Raw genomic sequence first — 26,701 nt, 5'->3', positions numbered from 1 at the left:
CCCATATCAGGGCTTTATTCTAAATTGTCTTTTAGTTTCTTTATATAATCAATAACCAAGGTCTTTTCAGATTTTGATAGTTTCGCATCCCTATGAATTAAGGTGTAAGATGAAAGTGGCATTTCATCATCTTTTAACTGGCTCATAATTGACTTTAATTTGCTATTCTTCCTTCGGTTGGAATACGCATCCCATTCATTGAAATTCAATTCTTCCTTTCCATCGGCTATATGATTTTCGAGGAACCAAGCGATGGGTTGGATTTTATTGTACCAAGGATAGTTTGTATTATTACTGTGACAATCATAGCAGGATCCTTCCAATAATGTACTGATGTCTTTTGGTGGATTGTTTACCAATAAAAAATCAGTTTTTGGCACAACAGTAGTTTGGTTTAGTTCCGTGGACATAAACTGTATGCCTACAAAACACAACAATATGACCAATGCTATGATTTTCACAATTCTCATTTAGTTTATCTCTTTTTGCACTTTTCCGCATTTCAGCATTTTACTGCCGTAATAAGGGTTTCTAATTTCCTCGTTCATACTTAACCAAGCACTACCACCATCATACATCGGGCAAAATTGTTGGTACAAAGTGTTTACCGTTCCGGTAATTGACACCATATCCATAATATCCTTGCTCAATGTTTTAAAATGTTCACGTTGGTGGTCCATTTCACTCTTGCCAATATGCTCTGCGTGTTCTTTGGCATCTGCGATAATGTCTTTAAGCTCTTTTTGCTGTTCAGCAGTAAAGCCGCTTATATCAAATTCACTCAAAGTGTTGTTCAATTTGTTTCCAGCTTTAGCAGCTTTGTCTTTATCGGTTTCTACTAAAGCATCTTTAAGTGCCATATAGTCTGCCAATACTTTCTGTGCACCCGAATTCTGCGAATTAGCATCCATCATATCATTGGATGTATTCATTTTATCGTGGTTCATTTCAGAATGCATCGCATCTTGGGAATCTTGCTTTTTATTGTCTTTACAAGACATTGCTGTTAGGCTTACAAAAGCCATTACCATAATTGTTGTTGTTAATCTTACTTTTTTCATTGTTATTGATTTTAAATTATACTAGTTTTTAGTTACTTAAATAATTGATGATTGTGGTTTGTATATAGTAGGTTTTAATAGATTCTATTTGGTTCATTTGAAACTTCAACTGCAATTCCTGAATATCCAGAACATCATTAAAATCAATAGTTCCAGTTTCATAGCTCTTGATTAAAATTTCTTCGGCATCATTAGCCTGTTTTAAATTTTTGGTTTGCGTTTTATAACTGATTCTTGCAGAAATCCTATCGTTTACGGCTTTGTCTAAAACGGTTTCCAACTTGTTCAATCGCTCCTGTTTCTGTGCCGTTATTTCCTGCTGTTGTAACTCATTTTGTTTGGTCTGCGATTTATATTTTTTGTTGAAAATTGGAATTGATACCGATACCATTGGCATTACAATGTCTTTTCCGTTGTCGCTAAAATCCATATTAGGTCGCTTGTCAACATTGACATAATCCAGCCCAAAACCAATCATAGGAAGGCTTTCCTTTTGATTCAATAGTTCTGACTGCTCAACAGATTGGTACAGCTTGTCATATTTTATCAATTCCGGATGTAGGGATAAGTTTTCTGTATTAACCAAAGTGCTTTCAGAAGGAATGGTCAATTCATCAACTACATTCACAACAATATCCTTATCACGGTTCAACAATTTATTGAGGGCGGTTTGTTCCGCTAAATATTGTTGAGCCAATACCTCTTTTAATTGTTCCAACTCATTTTGACGCATTTGCAACCGCAATACATCTACTGCTGAAGCTTTTCCAACTTCAACAGAAGTCAATGCCAAAGTCTCATAGGTTTCGAGCAATTCAATATTTTGCACTAACACCTTTTGCTTTGCTTTGTTAGCATACAAATTGTAATAGGATTGCGAAACGGAAGCCACCAACTTTCTTTTTGCAATAACTATATCCTCGTATTTGACATCGGCTAGGGAACTCACATAATTCTCTCTTGCCGTAATAGAGCCAAACCAGGGTATCATTTGTTTAGCGGACACTTTAAAGCGTTGAGCTCCTGTTCTTGTCTCTGGTTCGCTAACAAAGTACCCAACTCCCAATTCAGTATTGGGTATGGTATTTACCTCGTTTATCTTTTCAGAAACAATACTGTATTGCAATTCAAATTTTTGGATTTCAGGACTGTTTTTCAATCCTTCATCAATAAGTGTTTCCAATTGCTGTGCATTTGAAAATCCAAAGGTTAAAAGTCCAATCGCTATTAAAATTATTTTCTTCATTTCGCTATTCTTTTAAGTTGAGCCTCGTGTTTCCAACTGTATAAAACAGGAACAACAAATAATGTAATTAAGGCGATGACCATACCTCCAAAACTTGGTATTGCCATAGGAATCATTATATCGCTTCCTCGACCTGTTGACGTTAAGACTGGCAACAATGCCAATATGGTGGTGGCCGTTGTCATCAGACAAGGACGAATACGTTTTTCTCCAGCTTCAACCACCGAGGCTCTTATTTGCTGTTTTGTTTCGGGTGTGTTTCTATCAAAAGTTTGGGTCAGATAAGTTGCCATTACTACACCGTCATCTGTGGCTATACCAAATAAGGCAATGAAACCAACCCAGACGGCAACACTTAAATTGATTGTGTGCATTTGGAACAAGTCCCGTAAATTTTCCCCGAAAAAATTGAAGTTTAAAAACCAGTCTTGTCCGTACAGCCAAATCATTACAAAACCACCAGCGAATGCAACGGCAATTCCTGTAAAGACCATTAATGACGTGGCTACCGAACGAAACTGGAAATACAAAATCAAAAAGATAATGAGTAATGCTAATGGCACTACAACCGATAAGGTTGCCTCTGCTCTTAATTGATTTTCATATGTTCCCGTGAATTGATAGTTGATGCCTTTTGGTACTACCAATTCTCCCGAATCTATCTTTTGCTGAATAAGCCCTTGGGCATTTTCAACTACGTTTACTTCGGCAAATCCATCCAGTTTATCAAACAGCACATAACCCACTAAAAAAGTATCTTCACTTTTTATGACTTGTGGACCTTGTTCATATCGAATGGTTGCCAACTCGCTCAATGGCACTGGACTGCCTTTCTCAACAGGTACATAAATTTGTTTCAAATCGTTTGGGTTTTCCCGTAATTCTCTTGGATAACGAACACGAACGCCGTAACGTTCACGACCTTCAACGGTTTGGGTCAATACCATTCCGCCTACAGCTACTTTTAACACATTTTGAACATCATCTATGGATATACCATAACGTGCTAGTTTTTCTCTGTCTATATCAATTAATAGATAGGGTTTTCCAACTATTCTATCTGCAAAAACAGCTTCGGTCTTAACGCCTTCCGCTTGTCTCAAAATATCTTCCAATTGAATGCCAAAAGCCTCAATTTGTTTTAAATTCTGGCCTTTTACCTTGATTCCCATTGGTGCTCGCATTCCTGTTTGCAGCATTACCAATCGGGTTTCAATGGGTTGTAATTTAGGTGCTGAAGTAACACCAGGCAGCTTGGTTACTTTTACTATCTCTTTCCATATATCATCAGGGTTTTTTAGTTCTGGTCGCCAGTTTCTAAAAAACTCGCCATCTTCATCAGGAATGAGGTTATCGGATGATTCGCTAACTGTTATCAAAACTTTTTTGCCAACTTTTCGAGCGTTTTCAACTTCTTTAGAACCTACTGCCTTATTTGGATTTTCAACCAAAGTGCCATCTGTCCGAATAAAGAAGCCTTCATCATTTACTTTGTAGCGTTGGCGTTCTCCTGTTTCATTCAACATATATTCAGGTTTATACTGAATAACATTTTCGTACATTGATAAAGGTGCGGGGTCTAAAGCTGATTCTGTTCTACCTGACTTACCAACAACGGTTTTGATTTCTGGAATACTGGCTACCGCCATATCCAACTGTTGCAAAATCCGCTTGTTTTCTTCTATTCCTGCGTGTGGCATTGAAGTTGGCATAAGTAGAAACGAACCCTCATTTAATGATGGCATAAATTCCTTTCCGGTATTCTTCATAATGAAAAAACCAGCAATAACAATAAGGGTTGGAATGGATAGGAAAAGTATCTTGTTGGCTAAAGCCCATCTTAAAATTCGTGTATAATATCTTCGGAATACCGTAAATGCTCCCAATAATCCAAAACAGATAAGCCCAACAAAAATGAGATTCCAAAAGATGCTTTTATCTACACCTAGTGGTCGCCAATATTCAGCCAAAAGAAAAACTATCGCAAAAGCTGAAATACCTATATTTAAAATGTTGGCTCGTTTTTCCGTTATTCTATCTTGTAATTTTATAAGGGAAGTAGCTCCAAACGCAATTAGGATTAATCCTAGCCAGTGCCCAAATAGTAATGCTACGATACCAAGTGCTATTAGAACACCATTGATGATATAACTAGACATCTTTTTTATGGTTTTCTTTCTGAATAAGAATGCTGCAAATGGTGGGATTAAGAATAAGGCAACAATTATGGAAGCCGTTAATGCAAATGTTTTTGTAAATGCTAATGGTCTGAACAATTTACCTTCTGCACCAATCATTGTAAATACAGGAATGAAACTGATTATAGTGGTCATTACAGCCGTTACAATTGCTCCAGATACTTCGGCAGTAGCATTGTAAACAACGGTGTTTATGGGTGATTTGCTATCATTTTCATCAAGATGCCTGATAATGTTTTCCGAGAGTATAACACCAACATCTACCATTGTACCAATGGCAATAGCGATACCTGATAATGCAACTATGTTGGCATCAACGCCAAAAAGTTTCATTGCTATAAAAACCATTAAAACCGCAACTGGCAATAGTCCGGATATGAGTACCGAAGCTCGAAGATTAAATACCATAATGATGATGACCAAAATGGTAATCAGAATTTCTAAAGTCAATGCTTCGTTAAGTGTTCCTAGTGTTTCTTGAATGAGTTCCGCTCTATCATAAAAGGGTACAATAGTTACTTGTGAAGTCCTGCCATCGCTCAATACTTTTGACGGTAATCCAGGACTTAATTCATTTATTTTTTCCTTAACATTATTAATGACTTCCATCGGGTTTGCACCATATCGAGCTACCACAACCGCACCAACAACTTCTGCACCTTCTTTGTCTAAAATTCCACGACGTGTTGCAGGGCCTAAAGAGACTTTACCGATGTCTTTGATTTTGATAGCTGTATAATCTTCAGATGTTACTACGGCATTTTCAATGTCTGCAATAGACTTAACATAACCCAAGCCACGTACCAAGTATTCGGCTTTGTTTATTTCCAATGTCTGTGCACCAATATCTTTATTGCTTTCCTTTACGGCTTTTACAACGTGATGCAAGCCAATATTATACTGACGCATCAATTCTGGATTCACATCTACTTGATATTCCTGAACATAGCCACCAATAGAGGCTACTTCTGAAACACCACTTGCAGATGACAAGGCATATTTTACATAGTAATCTTGGATGCTTCGCAACTCGTGTAAATCCCATCCACCAGTAACGTTACCTTTTTCATCACGACCTTCTAGCGTGTACCAAAATATTTGACCTAATCCCGTTGCATCTGGCCCTAAAGCGGGATTTACTCCTTCGGGAAGTAATCCACTTGGCAATGAATTTAATTTTTCGAGAATACAACTGCGACTCCAATAAAACTCTATATCTTCTTCAAAAATGATATAGATACTCGAAAATCCAAACATAGACGAACTACGAATGGTTTTAACGCCTGGAATTCCAAGAAGTGATGTTGTTAATGGATAAGTGATTTGGTCTTCAATATCCTGCGGAGAACGACCATCCCATTTGGTAAAAACTATTTGTTGGTTTTCTCCAATATCTGGTATGGCATCTACGGCTACGGGATTACTTGGTAAAAAACCAGTATCCCAATTGAAAGGTGCATTTACTATTCCCCATCCTATAAATAGCACGAGTAGTAATACTGCAACAAGTTTATTTTCTATTAGAAATTTTATGCTTTTATTTAGCATTATATTGATAATTAAACAATTAGACATTGGTGTTGCGAAAACACCGAATACAAAGAATTATCCTAATGGAATGCATCCACCGGATAAAAGAAATCTATTGTTTAAAAATCAAATTAAATAAGTCTCGTCGAGCTTGTAGATTTGCTTTATGACGAGGGGTGGTTTATAATCTTGGTAAGTAGCTGCATTTTCTTCTAAACCTTCAAAAAGGTTGATGTAAGTGTATATAAATGAAGCAACAAATAATTGTTGGTCAAATGTTAGTGTGTCAAAAGATATTTTTAATTCGTCTTGACCGTCTATGATTAATTGTTCATCAGAACAACAATCTTTTACCTTAATGGAGCAACCTTCAGTTGAAGGGTTTTCCATTTCCATTCCACAACCCTCGGCTTTATGAAATACTGACGTTTCTACTAAAGTATCTCCACAATAATGCATATCAATAGTGAATGACATTGTAGAAAAAAGCACTACAATTGCCATTAAAAAGGATGATATTTTATGAAAAATTTGCTTCATCGGTGATGCAAAGTTATAAAAAATCAAATAAATTATGTTAAAATTTTTGCTAAAAATAATTTCAGTTCAGTTTAAAAGTGGATTTTATATCTCTATAAATCCGCTCAAAATTTAGACGCAATTCATCTTCTGTGTAGTGTTTATATGGCTTGGGAATTTCTTTTTGAATAGCTTGTAGTTTAAATTGAACTCTTTTGTCTTTTCCATCCGCAAAAGTGATAAATTCCCCTTGTTTTAGACGGAAAAAAACATCTGCTCTACGTTTGGACACTTCCTTTTCGCCTTTGGTAATTCGGGTATCGAAATTGAGATTGAATCCTTTATTGATGCTTGTGGTTTCCATCTTGACCAATTCAAAAAACCGTTCATAATATTTGGCAGTATCTGGGTCATTAACTTTGCCAAAAAACTGATAGGAAAGATTGCTTAAAATAGCCTTACTCGCTTTATCTCCATATAGCATATCATTCTGTATTTTGTCTTGCATCACGTAAATTGTGGCAATATCATAGCTTCGTAAAGTTGCGGGAATACGGTGCATATTAAGCAGTTTTATAGTTGGAGCTTCTTCCATCATTAAAAAGGAAGGCAGTTGTCCTCTTATGCTCATTTGCTTAATGACTGTATGCATTATAGCTGCAATGATTGGGGAATATGCCGATTCATATTTGGGGTGGTTTACTATTGAAATAATTGCTGGGTTTTCACTACTATTTATATTTAGTGGAACTTCATCTTTTGATAGTGCCATAAATAGTTTTTGAGAACCTATCTTTTTAAATGCGTTGGCCAACGTGCTTTTTACACCTGCCGTTTGCTTATCGGAATCCATTCCGTTGATAAAAGCACTTGCCATACTCTTGGACGTAATATTGGAACTTAAAAATGAGATTAATTGCTTGGTGTTCATTAATTGAAAAATTGCAATTAAATGGGGCAAGGTGCAATACTGCGGATAGGATATTTTTAGTTTCCATATCAATCCACCCATTAAGCCTTCTACGGCATCACTAAAAAATTTTGTAGTACTGTTGGTACTGGATTCATCAAACTCTAAAAGATTTTCAATGAGCACTTTTGATAATTCATTAACGCTTTCTTCATTGGGCAAATATCTTGGTGCAATGGGGTTTACACGAAAATGGATTTGGTCAAAGGCAATAGTATAAAAATTAGTGTCCTTTTCCTTAAATAAGGGGTAGGCGATTTCAGTAAGTTCAAAATCCTTATAATCGTGAATGATACCACAAAATTGATTTTTACTGAAATGTTGAAGAAAATTATAGATAACACTTTCGGTTTTTCCACTTCCCGCAGAACCAATAACTGATGCACCTCTTTTTATATTTTCTATTTGAAATTTTCCACGACGGAGCTTAAAGCGTACCAGATATTTCTTATTTCCGTTGCCTGACTGTTCCTCATGAAGAAACACATATAAGACCGTACCTATAAACAATAACGGCACAACAATGTAAAGAATGATTTGTGGCATTAACATATTCATATCCCAATAGAACCCGACTGTACGGCTCGGTCAATTCCTTTTTTAAACTTTTTGATTACCTTAATTGCCAATTGCACTTTGTTTGTTGGGATGTTCAATATTGGAACTCCAGATTTTGCAAGTAATTTATAGGCAGTCGCTTTTTCATTGGTTGGCAATCCCGAAAGGATAGAAAAATACAGTTTCGGATTTTGTAGAAATGTTTTACGAGCCTTATAGGTTTCAACATAATTTCTTTTGTACTGAAATAAGGTGTCAAAGGCCTTTTCAGATGCCTTAAAGAATTTATCCCTATCAAATCCACGCTTTACAGGTTTTCCATTAAACACAGTCTCTGAAGCCTTGTATTTACTTCCAGGGGACAAACTGTATTTGTTGGACATATCCTTTCTACTCACAATAATATGAATGTGGCTTTGAGAGCCTTCTTTTGGCATCCCTCTAACAATGCGTTTGCCATCTAGTTGATGTGGAGCTTCTTTTTCCAACCGGAACATCTTTTGCTGTAACTTTTTGATGTTCCCATTTAATTCGCCGCTTTCAATTTTCCGGATATCGTTCTTAATTTGAAGTATCTTGGTGGCATAAGGTTGGTTCTCTTGAATTTGTTTGTCCGTTCCTTTATACGTCCGCTGATGTTCAATTTTAGCATAGTATTTTATGTCATCTACGGTAACAGCTCGCCCATTAATTTCACGGTTGAATGATTTCGCGTATTCCTTCATCAGTTCTCGGGTGTACTGTTTTAGTTCTTCGGAATGATTTTGTAATTTCTTCAATTCATAGGCACTCGGATTGACCGTGATGGAATAAAACTTGGGTTCTGTCTTTTTGAGTTTAGCGGTGTTACCATCTATTTCTTGTATGACTTCGGTACTTGATATTTCCTCGCCATATTGGTTAAAAAAATGTTCCATTTCATCAATAGATTTTCCCTCGTTCTCTTTTTCAAGATATGCGACAAAATCTGCTGAACTCTGTGCATAATTACCGTCTAAAGTTTGTTTGGTTACTGTGATATACATTTTATAATTTTTGTTTTATGTTCTCAAATTCTTCTCTGGTCAAATCCAGTTTTAAATAGCCACCTCCAAAACTGCCTTTTACATAAGTGGTTTTATCTATTAGTTTGTCCAAATCATATTTCACGGAATGGAATTGTTGCTGAACTTCTTCGTAACGATTTCGGTAATGGTTCAGTTCCTCATTTTCGGTAATCAATTCTTGTTGTTCAAATTCAAAGAGTTCTTCTTGTGGAGATACCTCTTCTGGGTTTTCCTGAAAGAGCAGTTCCAACATCGCATTGGTAGGTTTGGTCTGGTTCTTTTCAATATCCTTAATAATGGCTACAAGGGCATTGATTCGTTTTTTTAAGCTATTTTCCAAAGTTCTCATATTTGCACCCAAAGATTCGTTTGGGGATAGCTCGTTCAAATCAAAAAAGTTCATCATTGCTTCTAGCGTATTAGTATGTGAACGGGTAATTCTTTTGGAAAATTTCCGAAAACGAGTTGCCACTTTTGGTTTGATACTGATGGCAGAAAAATTGTATTTTTTTTGATGATTTGAGTTCATTTACTGTAAAAAATTGCCATTTTAAAGGGGCTTCAACAGGATTTACTGTAAAACTTTATTATTTACTAAAATTCAACTAATATTAACTATTTGAAAATCAAATAATTACAACTAAAAACCAATCGTTAACACCGCCTCGGCGTGTTACCCTCTTGCTTCTCAAATTCGTCCCGTAGGGACAAAATTTTTCAAACAACCTGACTAAAAAGTCAGTTGCTTTTTCGGAATTAAAAATTCCAATATGTCTAATTTTTGGTGGGTATCGTTATCGGCGAAAGTCAAATCAATCCCGAATTACTGGGAGGGATAACGATACTTAAAATTGGTACTGCTTAATAGTCTTTCAAAGATATTCTATTTAGGTATAAGATTGAAATACGAATTGTTCTCAAATAGTTGGTTTTGATACCAAAAAATAGGATTTCTATGAAAACCCAAATCTAAGACGTCGAGTTTCAAAATATTTGCCCTAACTATTTTACGAATAGAGGCACAAAAAAAGACCTCTGAAAACTCAAAGGTCTAATCCTTATATTTTAGTTTAGATATTGAAAATATACTTATAATTGTATAGATTTCGTATCGCTTCTTCTTCCAACAGGGTCTGGTAATTTACATAGTGTTCCCTGGCATAGTTCCTCAATTGCTCCCCAAACCTTTTTTCAACTTCCTTTTTTGACATCGAAAGCAACCGTTCTTGGGTCTCGCCATCTAGGTTGTTATAATTTAAGTGTACCATAGCTTTACGATTTAATATTCGCTCGGTAACATCAATGTATTGTCGACAAAATATAACCTCAATTCGTCCAGTGGAAAATCGGTAAAATGGTATCGATGTGTTACCAATATATTACCGTTTCCATCGCTGTAAATTATCTCGGCTTCATAGCCTGAATAATCTTGTTTCTTCTCGGACAGTCTTTTGAAGTCTATTGTGATAAAATGGCTTCGATTCAAGAGACTTTTGGCAATTACCGAGACATCTGTTATCAGCCAAAAGCATTCCGCTACGTTGGCTAAATATTTAAGTCCGTCCGTAAATCGTGTTTTCAATAGCGGGATTTGATAGAACATTTCTGTTCCACTAAAATATTGCAACCGCTCTTTTATTTCGTTAACTTGTGCTTTCATTGTTCATTTTTTAAAGTGAATAACTAAAAGAGGGCACGAACTAATTGAAAACTGGTACTAGTGCCCTCTTTGTTTTTTACTTACTACCCATCAACAGGATTTCATCTGCTACCACCTCGGTAACATAGCGTTGATTACCGTCCTTTGTAGTGTAGGTGCGTGTCTTTAGTTTTCCGACCACACCGATTTCTTTGCCTTTATCGGCATACTTTTCGATGATTTCGGCAGTCTTGCCCCAAGCGACAACGGTATGCCAATTGGTGTCCGTTTGCTTTTCGCCTTTACTGTCTTTGTAGTTTTCATTGGTAGCTAATGACAATCGGGCTACTTTCTTACCACTTTCAAGGTTCGTAATGGTTGGCTCTTGTCCAACATTTCCAATTAACTGTACGTGATTTTTAATAGTACTCATAATACAAGATTTAAAAGATTAATAATTTCCCTTTTTGGTTTAAACTGAATTAAATTTTATGGGGTGTTTGTTTGATTTCTTTCGTTCTCCGCACAATGGATTAAGTGGGTTTTGTCAAGACTTTTAGGGAATAAATCAGGTGTGTTTGCGACGTAGTAAAATCCTTGGATTTTCAAGGAAGTAGAAACCTTATTTTTCACTAAAACTCGTATAGTCTTGACAAGTTCCATAAGGGCATTAGCAATTCTTTTAAATCTGGTCGTGATTTGAGCGTACCGACAGTTAAGCGAAATGAGCGGCTGGGTTTAATCTAGAATTGGTTATGCACTGCCTGTTTTTCGCTGTCCCGAAAAACAATAAAAGCTTCATCCGTTATAAACCCCTTAAAATGTGTAAGGCAAAGGTTCGGTTTTTAAGAATTATCGAGCAAAGACTCAAGAAGGGTTTGCCGTTAATTCTGTTAAGAAAATCGAGGCTTTGACTTTCCGATGAGAAGCGGACTTGATTCACGGTTTTGGCTTGGGAATGAAGCGTTCCTTCCCAGCAAAGCGGGAAGGGGTAGCGAAGTGGAAAGCCAAAAACGGGAATCGGGTCCAAGACCAGCTGCAGAGAAGCTCTTTGCCCGAAGCGTAGTGGTTTCCTGCTTTTTCTTGCAGGAAGTCGTGGAATGAAGGGGAATGAGCTGAGTGGAATGTTAACCAAAATCGCCGTTTTTTATAAGAGATATAACCACAGATGTATTTATTTCCCACTTCTTCTTATCGAAAGAAAAATAAAATTATACTTAAAACTATAGATATGTACTGAACTCATTTAAAGTTTTTGAAAATACAAAAGGGTTGTAGAAATTTGTGCTGCTAAACATAAAAACACAACCCTATGTACCATAGTACTGAGCAAAGATATGATAGAATTGGAAATAATCCCATATTTACCACAAGGAAAAAGAGGTCCAAAACCAAAAGTTTCCTTGGCGGAGCTTGTAAATTACATACTTTACAAGCTGAAAAACGGCATCCAATGGGAGTTTTTGCCGGTAGGTGCCCTGTTCGAGGGCACTTCCATAAGTTATCAATCGGTATTCCACAATTATAGAAAGTGGTGCAAATCGGGTTCGTGGAAAGCGTGCTGAACCCACTTGTTGTCGAACCACAGATCAAAGCTTGCTCTGTCCAGCGGTGATTTGGACGGTAGCCATACCACGGCTTTGAAAGGTAGCGAACAGGTTGGGTACCAAGGCAGGAAAAAAAGTAAAATCACCAATGCCCAATATTTGACGGACCGACAAGGTTTGCCTTAGCGATGTCAGAACCTGTTAGCGGCAACTACAACGATGTGTTCGATATAGAGGTCCATTTTGAAGAAGTTACCGCTACTTTGGAACAGGCCGAGATCTCCGTGGACGGGTTGTTTTTATATGCAGATGCGGGGTTTGACACCAGAGCATTAAGAAATATCTGTGAATCTAAAGGGATTATTGCGATTTGCCCAGAACAAACGTAATAGGGGCGGTAGTGATAATGAATTTTATTTTGATCAAAAATTATATAAAGAAAGATATGCCATTGAAAGAACTAATGCTTGGATAGATAGTTTTCGATCTCTTTTAAATAGATTCGATACAACCCTGATCAGTTGGAAAGGATTTAATTATATAGCATTTATGGTAATTGTACTTAAAAAATTCTATCAAAAAAAAACTTTAAATGAGTTCATCTTTTAAATTGATTTATCGTATTTTAATTCAGAAACTATTTTAGAAATTAAACAAGTTATTTATTAGTAACTCTTGTGTATTTGTTTTCTGAAAACTTAAACTCGCCATTTAACCACAGAAATTTCTAATTTTAAACCTCAAACCATTTCTTAGTTAATTCTACCATTTCTGAATCGTCTTTTTTAAGGTTTTCAAACTCATTTGTACTTGCACAATATACATAGTCATTTTTCCATTCATTTATATTCTCAACGATTTTATCTATAGCATAACAAATAAAACTTAATTCTGCTTCAGTTGTAGTTGGGTGTATCGATAAACGTACCCAACCAGGTTTATGAGATAAATCCTTATTGTTAATACCCGTCATGATTTCTTTAGAATATTGCGGCTTTATCTTAAAAAGATGATGACTATAAGTACTGGCGCAAGACCAGCCCCCTCGCACTTGTATACCAAATCTATCATTTAAGAGTCTGACAATAAGGTTATAATGTATATTTTCAATACCAAAAGATACACAGCCAATTCTTCTTGTTTTTAAATCTCCTAAGATATAAAGTCCTTCAATCTCCTTTAATTTTTTAAACAAAATCGTAAGTAATTGCTCTTCTCGTTTTTGTATATTCGTTTCATCCATTTTTTCTTTTAAGCGAATAACCATGGCGGTTTTCATCACTTGTAAAAAACCAGGTGTTCCTCCATCTTCTTTAGTCTCAATATCATCAAAGTATTGATATTCTCCCCATGGATTTGTCCATTTAACATTTCCTCCGCCAGGTACAATAGGACTTTTTGTATTGTACAAATCTTTATTAAAAACCAATATACCACAAGTACCTGGCCCGCCCAAAAATTTATGTGGTGAAAAAAATATTGCGTCTAAACGTTCTTCAGGATCTGTAGGGTGCATGTCAATTTTTTCATAGGGAGCAGAAGCTGCAAAATCTATAAAACAAAACCCTCTGTACTGATGCATAATTTTTGCTAATTTATGATAAGGAGTAATAATTCCTGTCACATTCGAACATGCTGTAAATGAGCCTATTTTTAAAGAACGATCTTTATACTTTTGGATAGCTTGTGTTAGTTTATGTGGACAAACCATATTATGCTCATCTGGTTCTAAAATAACAACATCGGCTATTGTTTCCATCCATGGAACATGGTTTGAGTGATGTTCCATATGTGATATAAAGACTACAGGTTTTTCATTTTCAGCAAGTTGCACATTATTTCTTATACTGTCAGGCCATCGTAATCCCATTATTTGTTGCAAACGGGCTAAAACACCTGTCATACCTGTTCCTGCTGTTACTAAAATGTCATTTTCATCAGCATTTACATGCTTTTTTATGATTTGTCTTGCATGTTTATAAGCATATGTAGATGCTTTACCTGTTTCACTAGAAAATGAATGTGTATTGGCTACCATTGGGCCAATAATATGCTGTATGGTATCTTCAATAGGCTTGTAAAGACGCCCGCTAGCTACCCAATCTGCATATAATAATTTTTGATTGCCGTAACTAGATTCAAAAACGACATCATTACCTATGATATATTTTCTAAACTCTTGAAAGTATTCTTCTAAATTCGAGAACTTATTCTTTCTTTTAAAATTTAACATTCTGTTTTGTGAATTTTAACAATTCTCTGAATAAAGAAGCCATCCTGTAAATATTTAAAATGACTTTTTTCTTTCAAAAACTCAGTTATTTATCTAAAATCTTAGTTTATTAACTGCTTTAAGATGGAATCTTATTTTTTAAGAAGCATAACATGACATAACATGAACTATATATTTAACCCCCTAAATAATTCTTGTATGTCTTTTTTTAAAGATGGTCTTGGAGCTTCTGAAGACACGATATTTCCTTCAGAGTCAATTAAAATAAACCTCGGAATGCCATTAATTCTATAGTCTTTTATAAAACTGGAATTCCAGCTTTTGTTAGCAAATAATTGAATTCCTCCCAATTCTTGATCAACAATCATTTGTTTCCATTTATCATGATCTTTTTCTTGATCTACAGATATACTAACAAATTCGATATTTTTATCGTGATAGGATTTTTCTAATTCTTTCAAAAATGGGATTTCTTTTTTACAAGGTGCACACCAAGTAGCCCATACGTCTATGTAAACATATTTTCCCTTTAAATCACTTAATGAGGTGAAGCCTCCTGCATTATTTTCAAAGTTTACGAACTCGGGCGAAGTTTTACCATTGCCTAGTTCGTTTAACAGGTATTGCTTCTCGTTATAAGTATTATAAAATCGTTTTTTAGTAGAATTTAAAACATTGGTTTGTTGTGCAATAAATAAGGAGTCTAAATTTTTAGCCGATTTAAGCTTTGTTTCTAAATCGCTTAAGAATGTATTTATTTTAGTATCAAACGTATTTTTGTCAAGCGAATAGATATCATTATTTTTAGCTAAAAACTGCTCTTGTTGTATTGTTTTTTCTGCCAAATAGTTGTTTGGCTGAGAACCTACACCATTGTATTTAATAGTTTCATCAAATTGTTTGGTGTCAAGGGTTATGTTTAAATCATAGCCATTTTTTAAAAAAATAGAACTTTGTTCCTTACCATCATATATAACAAAGTTATTATCATCTTTTACTTTTAGGGTATCATGAAAAGTTCCATCTGTATTTACTTTAATTTTTTTAGAATAGTTTCTTGCTAAAACAACTAGTGAGTCTGAGTTTTTATCAGTAATTTTTCCAGATATTGTTACATAATCTTTTATTTCATTTTTTTTGCAGGATTGTATCGCCAGTATAGCAATTATAATAAATACTATTTTTTTCATTATTTTATATTTATAATTATTATTTAAAATTTGATAATCCATTATTTAACCATGCTAAATATTCATCTACATCGGGCGTATATGCTACAGGATCGTTTAAGTTTTTTTCATCATGATCCATTAATACATAAAAGGGTTGTGAATTTGCTTTGTATTTAATAGTTTGCAATTCACTCCATTTTTGCCCGATATACTTTAATTTTTTTCCTGGCTTTAGTTTTGAATCAACAATTTCATTTTCATTTAGTTTTCGCTTATCGTCCACATAAAGTGAAATCAACACAACCTTATTTTTCAAAATGTCTAGTACCTTGGGTTTTACCCAAACATTTTGTTCCATTTTTCTACAATTCACGCACGCATGCCCAGTAAAATCTATCATTACCGGCTTTCCAACTTTCTTTGCATAAGCTAAACCTTTATCATAATCATTAAAAGCCAAAATATTATGTGGAGCCATTAAATGAGCTCCTTCAGGCAGTTGATCGTGATTAGTTGCAATAGCACCACCGCTTTTTGCAAAACCAACACCATATGGAGACTCACTATAATGTTGAGGGGGCGGGAAAGCACTTATTAAATTTAAGGGAGCACCCCATAATCCAGGTAGCATGTAAAGTGTGAATGTTAACGATACTAATGCTAAACTTAATCTACCTACAGATATGTGTGTTAAGGGAGAATCATGTGGTAATTGAATCTTCCCAAAAAGATATAATGCTAATGTTCCAAAAATAGCGATCCAGATAGCTAAAAATACCTCACGTTCTAGCCAATGTAGTTGTAATACTAAATCAGCATTTGATAAAAACTTAAAAGCAAACGCCAATTCTAAAAAACCTAGAACTACCTTAACTGTATTTAACCAACCTCCAGATTTTGGCAATGAATTCATCCACCCAGGGAACGCTGCAAATAGTGCAAAAGGCAGAGCTATAGCTAAAGAAAAACCTAACATACCAATAATTGGCCCAATCATACTACCACCAGTTGCAGATTCAACCAAAATGGTTCCAACAATAGGGCCAGTACATGAAAAAGATACTATGGCTAATGCCAATGCCATAAAGAAGATACCTATAAGGCCTCCTCTGTCTGCTTGAGCATCCACTTTTGTACCCCATGAACTCGGTAAGGTTAACTCAAAAGCACCTAAAAAAGATGCTGCAAAGATTACTAATAGCAAAAAGAAGATAATATTAAACCAAACATTGGTAGATAAGGCATTAAGAGCACTTGCACCGAAAATAGCAGTAACTATGGTTCCAAGAAGCACATAAATTACAACTATAGATATACCATAAATTATAGCATTTCGTATGCCTTGTGCTTTGTTTTTACTTTGCTTTGTAAAAAAACTCACTGTCATAGGTATCATCGGGAACACACAAGGGGTTAATAACGCTGTAAAACCAAACAAAAAAGCTATAAGAAAAGTACCTAATAAACTTTTTTTTCTTTTTGTTTTTTGTGCATCAGATATAGTTATAGAATTAGTCTTGGATGCTTCTGGTTTTAATTGTGAGGCACTTGTTTTTTCTTTGGTTATTATTGAGTTTGATCTTGCTATAGAGATCGAAGCGTTATCAGGAATATGAAATATTAAGTCCACTTCTGTAGGTGGCAAGCATCTAGCATCATCACATACCATAAACTCAACAATACCAGTAACACTTGTAATGCCCTTAGGTACTTTTATCTTCTGTTTAAAAATAGCATTGTTTTCAAAAAATTTGATTTTCATATTGAAAACAGGATCATTAATTGTATGTCCATCTTCTTCAAGAGTACCGTCAATAAGTTCTATTTTTCCATCTTCACTATCATATGTAAATGTTGTTGGTATTGGCCCATTTTCTGGAACATTTTGAGAATATAAATGCCATCCTCTATCTATAATAGCCCGACTTATTAATTCAAATTGATTATCTGATACCTTTTCGACGGAGGTTTCCCATGATACAGGTTCATGTATTTGTGCATTAGAAGTGAACCCTATAAGCAAAAGAAAAAGTAAAATCGATATTTTTTTCATTGTTAAATTTTTATTTTTATTAAAAGGGCTATTACTTAAAATAATGAGCAATAGCCCTTACATCTTTCTGTTAACGTATATTAATTCAAAATATAAAAACATGTTTAGCGGATGAAAGATGGAACGTATTGTATTTAACTTATTCTAATATCTATGACGAAGAATTTTTTGATTACCCTTAACTTAATCTGTTAAAAAAATAAAAATCATGATTTTTATTTTAGACTGTATGTTAAATTTATATCCTAAAAATGGCCGAAATCTATTCATACTTTGTTGCTTTTATTGTTCATATCGCTGCTATGAACTCCAAAAAGTGCCTTTCATTTTCGGTTAAACACTAAAAGTCAATATGAGTTTAATGAAGAAATTAGTGTCTTACAACATGTAAAAAATATGCTGGATGTTTATTGAGAAACTAAGTAAAATCTTATGGTAAGATTAAGAATTTCATCTGTTGAATTTTAATATCTAATGGCATATATCTTAAAGCTACAAAAGTAGATTAATATGATATTCGTTCTGTAGCCAGAACCGAATTACAACAGTTAAAAAGAAAGATTTAATCTTCAATAAGTATAACAAGATATATAACATTCTCTCTTAAAAATATGTTGTCAAAATTTTAACATTTATTACATAGGGTGTCGCAATGTTAAACCGTCCTAACATAAAATTACAATTTCATAAATTGGTTTTTTAGTTAAATTATTTGAATTAGTTTGGTAAAAACAGCACCTGCACATTATTGGTGCTGTTTTTTTAATTTTAAACGTATTATAAAAAATGAAAAATAGTATTACACTGGTTTTTATAACCTTATCGTTTCTACAATTAAATGCACAAAAAATAAACTTGGAAGCAGCACTTCCAATAGACAAGAGTATTAAAAAAGGAGTCTTACCTAACGGACTTACCTATTATATAAAAAGCACAGATATTGTAGAAAAAGCTGCCAGTTTCTATATTATTCAAAACGTGGGTTCTATATTAGAAAATGATAACCAACAAGGCCTGGCCCATTTTTTAGAGCACATGGCATTTAATGGTACACAAAACTTTAAAGGCAAGGGTATACTTAACACGTTTCAAAAACAAGGGCTGATTTTTGGAAGGGATATCAATGCCTATACCTCATTTGATGAGACTGTTTATAACATAAATAATGTGCCAACAACACCAATTTTAATAGATAAAGGACTTTTGGTACTGCACGATTGGTGTAACTATTTATTGCTTACAGATGAAGAAATTGATGCAGAACGTGGCGTTATTAAAGAAGAATGGCGCTCTAGGCAAAGTGGTAATATGCGTTTATTTAAAACCTCACTACCTGTAACCTTCAATCATTCAAAATATGCCGATAGATTACCTATAGGCTTAATGCGTATCGTGGAAAATTTTAAATATCAGGCATTGCGTGATTTTTATCACGATTGGTATCGCACTGATTTACAGGCAATAGCTATAATAGGAGATATTAATGTAGATGCTATTGAAGCTAAAATAAAGAGCCTATTTTCTAAAATACCCGCTGTTAAAAATCCCAGAGAACGATTTGTAGTAGAAATACCCGAAAATGACGAACTTTTGTACAGCTTAGGTATGGATACTGAAATTTCAACCTCACGTATAGAGCTAGGTATTCGACATAAAAAATCGTTAGAGACGCAAACAGTAAATAGTTTACGCGATGAGCTTCTTGAGTATATGGCCACCTCTTTAGTTACTACAAGAATTGCCGATGAAGCAGAAAAGCCAGATGCGCCCTTTTTGTCGGCCAGTATTAATTATACACAACTTTCAAGGGTAAATAATCTGTTGAGTATAACTATTTCACCCAAACCCAACCAGCAACAAGATGCTTTTAAGGCTGTAGTTACTGAGTTGAATAGAGCTGTAAAATTTGGATATACCGCTGCAGAAATAGATCGATCTGTTAAATTACTTTTAAATTACTATGAAACACTGGTTAGTAAAAAAGATGAAATCGCCCATGGTACTATTATTAATAAAATTAAAGATGACTATTTAAATAATATTACTATAATAGACATCGTTAAGCAATATGATCTCGTAAAACAACTGCTATCTAATATTACACCAGAAGATGTTCATAAGACTATTAAAAAATTATATACAAAAAAGAATAGATTTATTAATGTTACTGGCGTAGAAGGACATCATAATTTAACTAAAGCCGAAGTAAATGAAATACTAAATAACGTTGAAAATGACTATACACTAAAACCTTATAAAGATTCATTTGAGGGAAAAACTTTATTGGAAGGGGTTGACATAAAAGAGGGCACCATAACAAGTACCATAAACAATAAAGCATTAAATGCTACAACTTATAATTTAAGTAATGGTATAAAAGTGCATTATAAATTTGCCGATAAGCAGAAAAACGCTGTTTCTCTTGAAGCAATAAGCCCTGGAGGAACGTCTTTACTAAATAATCAAGATTTTGCACAAGCAACATTGGTAAATAGTCTTAAATCAAATTCAGGAGTTGGAAACTATAAAGCGTCCGATTTAAAGAAGCTTTTAACAGGTAAAACAGCCTTTACAAGACTTAATATTAGAGAAACAAGGGAAGAGCTTATAGGTGCTTCTACAGCAAAAGATGTTGAAACGTTGTTACAATTAGTACATTTAGATTTTGTAAAACCAAGATTTGATAAAGAAGCATTTACTGTTCTAAAAAAGAATATTAAAAATTCTATTACTGCCAATAGCAAAAACTTAAATTCAAAAATAAGAGACAGTATCATAACTACGCTCTATGGAAAAAACAATCCTAGAAAACTAATTTATGACAAATCTTATTTAGATAAGGTTTCTTTCGAAAGAACAAAAGCCGTTTATCTAGACAGGTTTAAAAACGCTGCAGATTTTGAATTCTTTATAGTTGGGGACGTGAAACCTGAAACAATTGAACCGTTATTAAAAAAATACATTGCGAGCATTCCCACTAATAACGACTTTGAAAGGTTTACCGACCACCATATACAATGGAATGCCGATAAGATAGACAAGGATATATTTATCGCTATGGAAGACCCCAAGACTAATGTCAATTTAACTTACAAATTAGACATGAAGTATAATGTGACTAACAATTATCTGGTAAGGGCATTAGGCGATATTTTAGAATTACGATTGCTAGATAGGCTTAGAGAACAGGAGGGTGGCGTCTATTCACCTAGGGTGAATTCGTATTTAGTTAAAGAGCCAGAAAGTAGGGCCTATTTAAGTGTTAGTTTTGATTGTAACCCAGATTTGGCTGAGAAACTCATTGCTATTGTACATTCAGAAACTTCTAAAATTTGCAAAGGCAAAATACAACAAGAAGATCTCGACAAAGCATTGACAAATTATAGAAAAGACAGGCAACAAAACAAAACACATAACGCTTATAAAATGTCATTGTTAAAGACATTTTACAGAGACGGTTATAATTTAGACGATCCTAAAAATTTTGAAGCTATTCTTAATGCTATTAGTAAAAAAGATATTAAGAAAGTCGCCAAGAAAATCGTTAAAAAAGGTAAATCGTATGAGATTGTAATTAAGCCTAAAAAAGTGTAGATAAAGGATACCGATTACAATAGTTAAAACGAATCAATTGTATTAATAACATCATTATGTTGGATTTGGAATTTAAACGCACAGTTTGGATATAGAGTTCTAAAGAAAGAACAATTTAGTAATTCATTTGTTAAACTTAAATAACTGACGCTTAATGACATCATCGAAACAGGATATGGTTTCCAAAATCCCACTAATAACAAGTCAATCTTTTTTTCCAAAGACAAACCTAAAGGAGAAAAAACTAAAGATTGAGTGGAATTAGAAGTTAATTATGTTTAATTTTATAGTGATAAATCTTCAAATAAGTTATTGAAATCATTAATGTTACAACATAAACTAGATTTGGTAGATTTGAAAAAGAACGTTAAAAATGAACCCATTGCAATTGATACCATAAAAATCTATAATTTAAGGAATATAAGGTGCTGCTGCTAATGGGTTAAATTCATTAATTTATAAAAACAATCAAGTAGATTGTTTGGTTCAATTGTTTGGGAAAATTAATATGCTCCACATAAATTAGTGTTTTTTCAAACAACCTTGTTACCTATTTATCAAAGTGATATCTATTTTTTGAATTATAATAATCCTAAGGCTTTTAAACGTTCAGCGAAACGACTATTTAAAAGGTGTCCACAAATTCTAGGAAAAGTGAATAATGGTGAATATTTTCCTAGAGATAGCTTCAATTTGAAAAAATTAGTACATGACTATAAAGCATAGTACACCAGTGCAAAGTAATAACAATAGTCAAAAATATTAAGTAAGACTTACTTATACCTTTTTATTTAATCACTTTAGTATCAAATATTTCTGAAAGTTTTTTGATTAGGTTATTGCCTCCTCTAAGCTCATCATATTTTGCAATGATTTTCCCTTCAGGATCTATCAAAAATGGTGCTGGAATACCTCTGATGTTGTATAACTTTGCCGTAGGATCTTTCCAACCCATTAAATTTGAAACTTGTGTCCATGGTAATTTATCATGCTCAATGGCTTCTAGCCATGCTTTTCTTTTTCCAGGGAAATCATACGATACACCTAACACTTCGAAGCCTTTATCTTTATATAAATTATAGGCTTCTACCACATGCGGATTCTCTTTTCTACAAGGTACACACCAAGATGCCCAAAAGTCTATAAGCGTATATTTTCCTCTAAAAGAACTAAGAGAGACTGGGTTGCCGTTAACGTCAGGTATTGTAAAATCTGGTGCAATGGCTCCAATTTTTAAATTGTTAAGTATCTCTATTTTCTCTTCTAATTTTAAAAATCCCAAAGTTGAGCTGTACTCGCTTGGGTATTTTGTTAACATACTTGTAAGTTCTTCAGCATTATATTTAAACCTAAGCTTAGTATTTAAAAGGTATAATGATGTCGCATTTGTATTATTGGCAATATAGTCATCATAAAACGCTTTATATTCTTTTGTTATTTCTGTATAAATTGAATCTAAAGGTGCTCTTAAGATTGAATCTCTTTGTTTATTTTCCTTAACCAACTGATCCCACTTTACATTCAAATCCTTTTCCTTATCTTCTATAACTTTTATACGTTTTAAGTATTCTTCGTATGTTACTTGTTCTTTCTCCTTCCCATTTATGGTTGATGCTATAGTTTCATTATTTTCTGTTTCAACCTCAATCTGCATATCCTTATCTCCAGCAAAAAAACTTACGAGAGAAGATCTGGGAGTTTTGTTTTTTCCCACACCCACATAATATATTTCCTCATAAGGCTTTTTATCTATATGAAAAATGTAATTTTCCCTGCCTAACTTCAAAGAGTCTACAATGTCTAAACTAATCTTATTGACTAAGTACAGTAAATTTGTAGAATCTTTAATACTGTAATTTGGTAATTTGACATCTATCGCTATGGTTTTACTTTCTTTTGTACATGCAGTAAGTATTGTAAGCAGTACAATTATAGGTAGTTTGTGTAGTGTCTTATTTTTTAATGGTTTCATTTTACGTAAGTATTAATGCGTATTTGACTTATTGCTGAGAGTACGTTCAATTAATTTAAAAGCATCATCTCCAACACCCGATTTATGGTATATTATCTTTCCTTTTTCGTCAAGTAATACTTTGGTTGGAAATATGGTAACGTTAAAAACATCGACTAAATTTTTTAGTGAATCTTTCGCTGGTATATGATGCCAGTTATAATTATGATCGTTAACAAATTTTCGCACTTTTTTTAATCGATCGCCTTGGTTTACGCCTACAATGGCCAATTGATTTTTATACTGCTCATGGTATTTTTTTAGTCTAGGCATTTCAGAAACACAAGGTCCACACCAGGTGCCCCAAAAATCTAGCAACACCATCTTACCACGTAAGTCGTTTAAATTAAATTTACTACCTGTTATTAAATCGGTGCTGATTACTGCAGGAGCCATATTACCAACAACCACAGATTTGAGGGCAATAACTCTTGTATTAAGCGATTGGTAAAAAGTACTTGTTTTTAACGCTTCGCCATCGAGTTCCTTAAAAAGGGTTGCTATTTCTTCCTTAGAAATTAAGGATTTGGCATTTAAATCGTTTACTAAAAAGGCTGATAATTCAGAAGTAGGATTTTGTTTTATAAAATCAATAGTGTTATTTAAAATTATCGCTTCTACATTAGCTATAGAATCTGTAAGTTGTTGTTTCTGTTCTGCTTCATTAGACTTTGCTCGTAAAACCTTGAAATTAGCAAGCTTATTTTGAAGTGGATATAACACTTTATTTAAAGAAGCCAGCTCCTCATTAATTGTTGTACCAGATGGATACGCCTCAACAAAATCGGTAATTTTTCCATCAAATTTTACAATAGCACCATCAGATACAAAAAACTCAAATTTATTGGAAGGTGTGGCTATAGAACTTCTTTTATTGGGTCTTTTTTCAATACGTTCTATTCTTGGCCAGATTTTAACCTGGCTTGGTGCAAAGGTTTTTCCTGTATATTCAAAAAAACCATGGTCAACCTTTATGGTATCCCAAACACGGTTACCCGATGCATCTCTACCGTCAAAAAACATCACCTTTGTATCTAAATTTTCTATTTTACCAGAAACTTTAAAAGTGTTTGGAGGTAATGTGTCTTGTTGCTTTTTAGATTGTTGACAAGAAAAAAACAGGAATATTAGCGTAAAAGCTAAATAGAAGTATCTGTAAGACATATAAGCTTTAAATTTTATAATGAGATGGCTATCTGCCAAGAGCCTTCTTTGTATATATCAAAAATGGCTCTATAAGAAAAAGACTCAAAAGTAAATGAGACATCAATATTTTTTATTGGAAAATTTACATTTTTAAGTACAACAGCATCGTTTCTATTTTCAATAAACGAATTGTTAGCATCGGTAATTGTTAATGGCGGATTAATAATTCTACCATTCGCATAGATGGTTATTTTTATTTCGTTAGTAGTTTTCTTTAAAACTTCTTGAAAATCAACTTTTCTAACTCCTTGATTATTTGTTACTACATAGGGTGTTTTATATTTACCTAGGTATTTCCCTTTTTTAAAATAGCCTTCTTGTATTTCTGTTTCTCCGTTGGCTTTAACAAGTGTTAGCACGCCTTTTCCATCCATTTTACCTTTTGCAAAACTTCCTTTATATATGTTACCATTTCCCCATGTATAGGTGCCTTCGCCGTGCGGATATCCTTTTTTAAAGTCGCCTATATAAGTGTCTTTTTCGCCTTTAGCTTCTCCTTTACCATGAGCAAGTTTCTTTTTACATGCCCCTTTATATGTGGTGTTGATTGATTGAAGCTTAACTTCACACTCTGATTGAGCATAAGCAACACTATTAAACAGTAATATCACGAATGTTAAAACATATATTCTTTTCATTTGAAGCTTTGTTAAAAACACCTAAAACCTGAAGAGTTTCCAAATTTTAGGTGTTATCTGTTAGTACTATTTTAATCTCTAGGATTTTGCTCCATATCTGGATTAAACCCAATAACCTGTAACGGAATAGGGAATACATAATTATTAGAATTGGGTTCTAATGTGTAATCTACACCATCTAAGGTATGCGTTATTGTTTTTGCAAACTGCGGCTCTTTATTAAGGCGTTTTAGATCAAACCATCTCAAACCTGTTGCCAATAATTCTATCCTTCTTTCATTTAATACCTTTTGCAATACTTCATCGGCATCAGATGACATAATATCTTGATAAAAATCTGGCAAAATTCTATTTTTTCTAATCAAATTGATATCATCTAACGCACTTTGAAGATTGCCAAGCCTGGCATTACATTCAGCTCTAATTACATACATTTCTGGTACCGAAATGGCATGATTAGAGAGCATAGGAAATGCCTGCCAAAGTCGTGCCGAGAAGAATCCTCCAAAATCGTTTAGGCTTACTAATCTTCTCAAATCACCATCTTCAAATAAGGCCTCAACTTCAGGAGTTATGTATCCTAAACCGCTAAAACCTCCTGATGCTTGAAAGTTACGGTGGTATACCTGTTCTTGATTAAATACGTCTTCTAGAGCTATTCTTGCCTGGAATTGAGCTGCATTATCGAAGTTTGGGTCTTCTGTGACAATACTTGTATAATTGCCCAAAAAGCTGTTTTCATCCAAAGCACTTTCTACGTTTTGTAATGCCTCAGTATATTTGCCTTGAAAAAGGTAAGCACGAGCAAGTAAGCCATAAGCTGCTGCTTTGGTTGCCCTAAAACGACTCGTATTATCTGAAGGCAAGTTACCTATAGCTTGGGTAAGGTCCTCAATGATAAAATTATAAACGTCTTCGACAGAAGATCTGCGTGGCGTAGGTAAGTTAACATCAGGCATCGTAACAATAGGAACACCCAAGTCTGATGTTGCCGTATTACTGTCGTAATGTTTGGCGAATGTATTTACCAATAATAAATATTCTAATGCTCTACCTGTTAGTGCTTCTGCTTTAATAGATGCTTTTAAATCTTCATTATTACCCTCAGCAGCATCAATTTCATCAATTATCAAATTATATGTGAATATATTTCTATAAGGTACAGCCCATAATGTAGGGTTTTGATCTTCACTGTAAATAACATCATCCCAAATATAAGAAGCACGTTGTTTGCTACCTTCTGGTAAAAGAAGATAAAATGGGCTTTGTATATCATAAAAATCGTCTGCAGCATAAAAGATGACCCTCTCATCATTTGAACTGACAATTTCATTGCTATTTAATAATAACTCATAATCTTCTATTGTAGTAGGAATTAATAAGCCTGTAGGTTCCACATCTAAATAATCATCACAGCTAAAAAATAAAATTGTGATACAGGTATATGCTAAAAATTTTGTTATATTTTTCATTATTTCGT

19 protein-coding genes and 1 pseudogene are annotated in these 26,701 nt (G+C 34.0%); 2 read left to right on the top strand and 18 right to left on the bottom strand.

From position 1 onward, the window contains the following. Window positions 1–14 precede the first annotated feature (14 nt). From AC1EUY_RS00300 to AC1EUY_RS00250, 11 genes are all read right to left on the bottom strand, one after another. Window positions 15–470 (bottom strand): heme-binding domain-containing protein, encoded by a 456-nt coding sequence (locus AC1EUY_RS00300; protein WP_321978022.1) that lies wholly within the window; start codon window positions 468–470, stop codon window positions 15–17. Next, window positions 471–1,061, bottom strand: coding sequence for a DUF3347 domain-containing protein (locus AC1EUY_RS00295; protein ID WP_480193511.1), 591 nt, complete (start codon window positions 1,059–1,061; stop codon window positions 471–473). Window positions 1,062–1,089: 28 nt separating this feature from the next. Further along, a complete protein-coding gene (locus AC1EUY_RS00290; protein ID WP_480193510.1) occupies window positions 1,090–2,307 on the bottom strand; it encodes a TolC family protein in 1,218 nt (405 codons plus the stop codon). Then, the gene (locus AC1EUY_RS00285; protein ID WP_480193509.1) at window positions 2,304–6,053 is read right to left on the bottom strand and encodes an efflux RND transporter permease subunit; all 3,750 of its coding nucleotides are present in this window, start codon (window positions 6,051–6,053) and stop codon (window positions 2,304–2,306) included. Before AC1EUY_RS00285 ends, AC1EUY_RS00290 begins: the two co-directional genes overlap by 4 nt. A 108-nt stretch (window positions 6,054–6,161) precedes the next feature. Then, the gene (locus AC1EUY_RS00280) at window positions 6,162–6,575 is read right to left on the bottom strand and encodes an HYC_CC_PP family protein (RefSeq protein ID WP_321978015.1); all 414 of its coding nucleotides are present in this window, start codon (window positions 6,573–6,575) and stop codon (window positions 6,162–6,164) included. Window positions 6,576–6,636: 61 nt separating this feature from the next. Then, window positions 6,637–8,070, bottom strand: coding sequence for a type IV secretory system conjugative DNA transfer family protein (locus AC1EUY_RS00275; RefSeq protein WP_480193508.1), 1,434 nt, complete (start codon window positions 8,068–8,070; stop codon window positions 6,637–6,639). A gap of 8 nt (window positions 8,071–8,078) precedes the next feature. Then, window positions 8,079–9,107: a MobB family relaxase gene (gene mobB, locus AC1EUY_RS00270; RefSeq protein ID WP_480193507.1), complete on the bottom strand. Its 1,029-nt coding sequence runs from the start codon at window positions 9,105–9,107 to the stop codon at window positions 8,079–8,081. A 1-nt stretch (window position 9,108) separates the two neighbouring features. After that, on the bottom strand, window positions 9,109–9,657 hold the full coding sequence (locus tag AC1EUY_RS00265; protein ID WP_480193506.1) for a BfmA/BtgA family mobilization protein: 549 nt from the start codon (window positions 9,655–9,657) through the stop codon (window positions 9,109–9,111). A gap of 541 nt (window positions 9,658–10,198) precedes the next feature. Then, complete coding sequence (locus tag AC1EUY_RS00260; protein ID WP_321978007.1) at window positions 10,199–10,396, bottom strand: hypothetical protein; 198 nt, start codon at window positions 10,394–10,396, stop codon at window positions 10,199–10,201. Window positions 10,397–10,407: 11 nt separating this feature from the next. After that, window positions 10,408–10,788, bottom strand: a complete 381-nt coding sequence (locus tag AC1EUY_RS00255; protein ID WP_321978005.1) for a DUF6876 family protein — start codon at window positions 10,786–10,788, stop codon at window positions 10,408–10,410. A 76-nt stretch (window positions 10,789–10,864) separates the two neighbouring features. Beyond that, window positions 10,865–11,200 carry a single-stranded DNA-binding protein gene (locus AC1EUY_RS00250; protein ID WP_321978003.1) on the bottom strand — a complete coding sequence of 112 codons (336 nt, stop codon included), beginning with the start codon at window positions 11,198–11,200 and terminating at the stop codon, window positions 10,865–10,867. Between the two features lie 904 nt (window positions 11,201–12,104). On the opposite strand from AC1EUY_RS00250, the pseudogene AC1EUY_RS00245 reads away from it, so the two are divergent. Then, window positions 12,105–12,923, top strand: a pseudogene (locus tag AC1EUY_RS00245) (IS5 family transposase). A gap of 124 nt (window positions 12,924–13,047) precedes the next feature. Here AC1EUY_RS00245 and AC1EUY_RS00240 read toward each other — a convergent pair. The 3 genes from AC1EUY_RS00240 to AC1EUY_RS00230 form a co-directional block, all read right to left on the bottom strand. Beyond that, on the bottom strand, window positions 13,048–14,547 hold the full coding sequence (locus tag AC1EUY_RS00240; RefSeq protein ID WP_321978001.1) for an aminotransferase class V-fold PLP-dependent enzyme: 1,500 nt from the start codon (window positions 14,545–14,547) through the stop codon (window positions 13,048–13,050). Between the two features lie 167 nt (window positions 14,548–14,714). Then, on the bottom strand, window positions 14,715–15,737 hold the full coding sequence (locus AC1EUY_RS00235) for a TlpA family protein disulfide reductase (RefSeq protein ID WP_480193505.1): 1,023 nt from the start codon (window positions 15,735–15,737) through the stop codon (window positions 14,715–14,717). Between the two features lie 19 nt (window positions 15,738–15,756). Further along, window positions 15,757–17,772 (bottom strand): protein-disulfide reductase DsbD family protein, encoded by a 2,016-nt coding sequence (locus tag AC1EUY_RS00230; protein ID WP_480193504.1) that lies wholly within the window; start codon window positions 17,770–17,772, stop codon window positions 15,757–15,759. A 786-nt stretch (window positions 17,773–18,558) separates the two neighbouring features. On the opposite strand from AC1EUY_RS00230, the gene AC1EUY_RS00225 reads away from it, so the two are divergent. Beyond that, complete coding sequence (locus tag AC1EUY_RS00225; protein WP_480193503.1) at window positions 18,559–21,366, top strand: M16 family metallopeptidase; 2,808 nt, start codon at window positions 18,559–18,561, stop codon at window positions 21,364–21,366. A gap of 787 nt (window positions 21,367–22,153) precedes the next feature. On the opposite strand, the gene AC1EUY_RS00220 is transcribed toward AC1EUY_RS00225, so the two are convergent. The 4 genes from AC1EUY_RS00220 to AC1EUY_RS00205 form a co-directional block, all read right to left on the bottom strand. Further along, window positions 22,154–23,338: a peroxiredoxin family protein gene (locus tag AC1EUY_RS00220; RefSeq protein ID WP_480193502.1), complete on the bottom strand. Its 1,185-nt coding sequence runs from the start codon at window positions 23,336–23,338 to the stop codon at window positions 22,154–22,156. 12 nt (window positions 23,339–23,350) lie between these two features. Beyond that, a complete protein-coding gene (locus AC1EUY_RS00215; protein WP_480193501.1) occupies window positions 23,351–24,541 on the bottom strand; it encodes a TlpA family protein disulfide reductase in 1,191 nt (396 codons plus the stop codon). Window positions 24,542–24,555: 14 nt separating this feature from the next. Beyond that, window positions 24,556–25,221 carry an MORN repeat-containing protein gene (locus tag AC1EUY_RS00210; RefSeq protein ID WP_321977988.1) on the bottom strand — a complete coding sequence of 222 codons (666 nt, stop codon included), beginning with the start codon at window positions 25,219–25,221 and terminating at the stop codon, window positions 24,556–24,558. Between the two features lie 71 nt (window positions 25,222–25,292). Then, window positions 25,293–26,693 carry a RagB/SusD family nutrient uptake outer membrane protein gene (locus AC1EUY_RS00205; protein WP_480193500.1) on the bottom strand — a complete coding sequence of 467 codons (1,401 nt, stop codon included), beginning with the start codon at window positions 26,691–26,693 and terminating at the stop codon, window positions 25,293–25,295. Window positions 26,694–26,701 lie beyond the last annotated feature (8 nt).

The sequence above is a fragment of the Maritimimonas sp. 2210JD6-3 genome, assembly GCF_056591795.1.
This window is presented reverse-complemented; position numbering and strand designations above follow the sequence as displayed.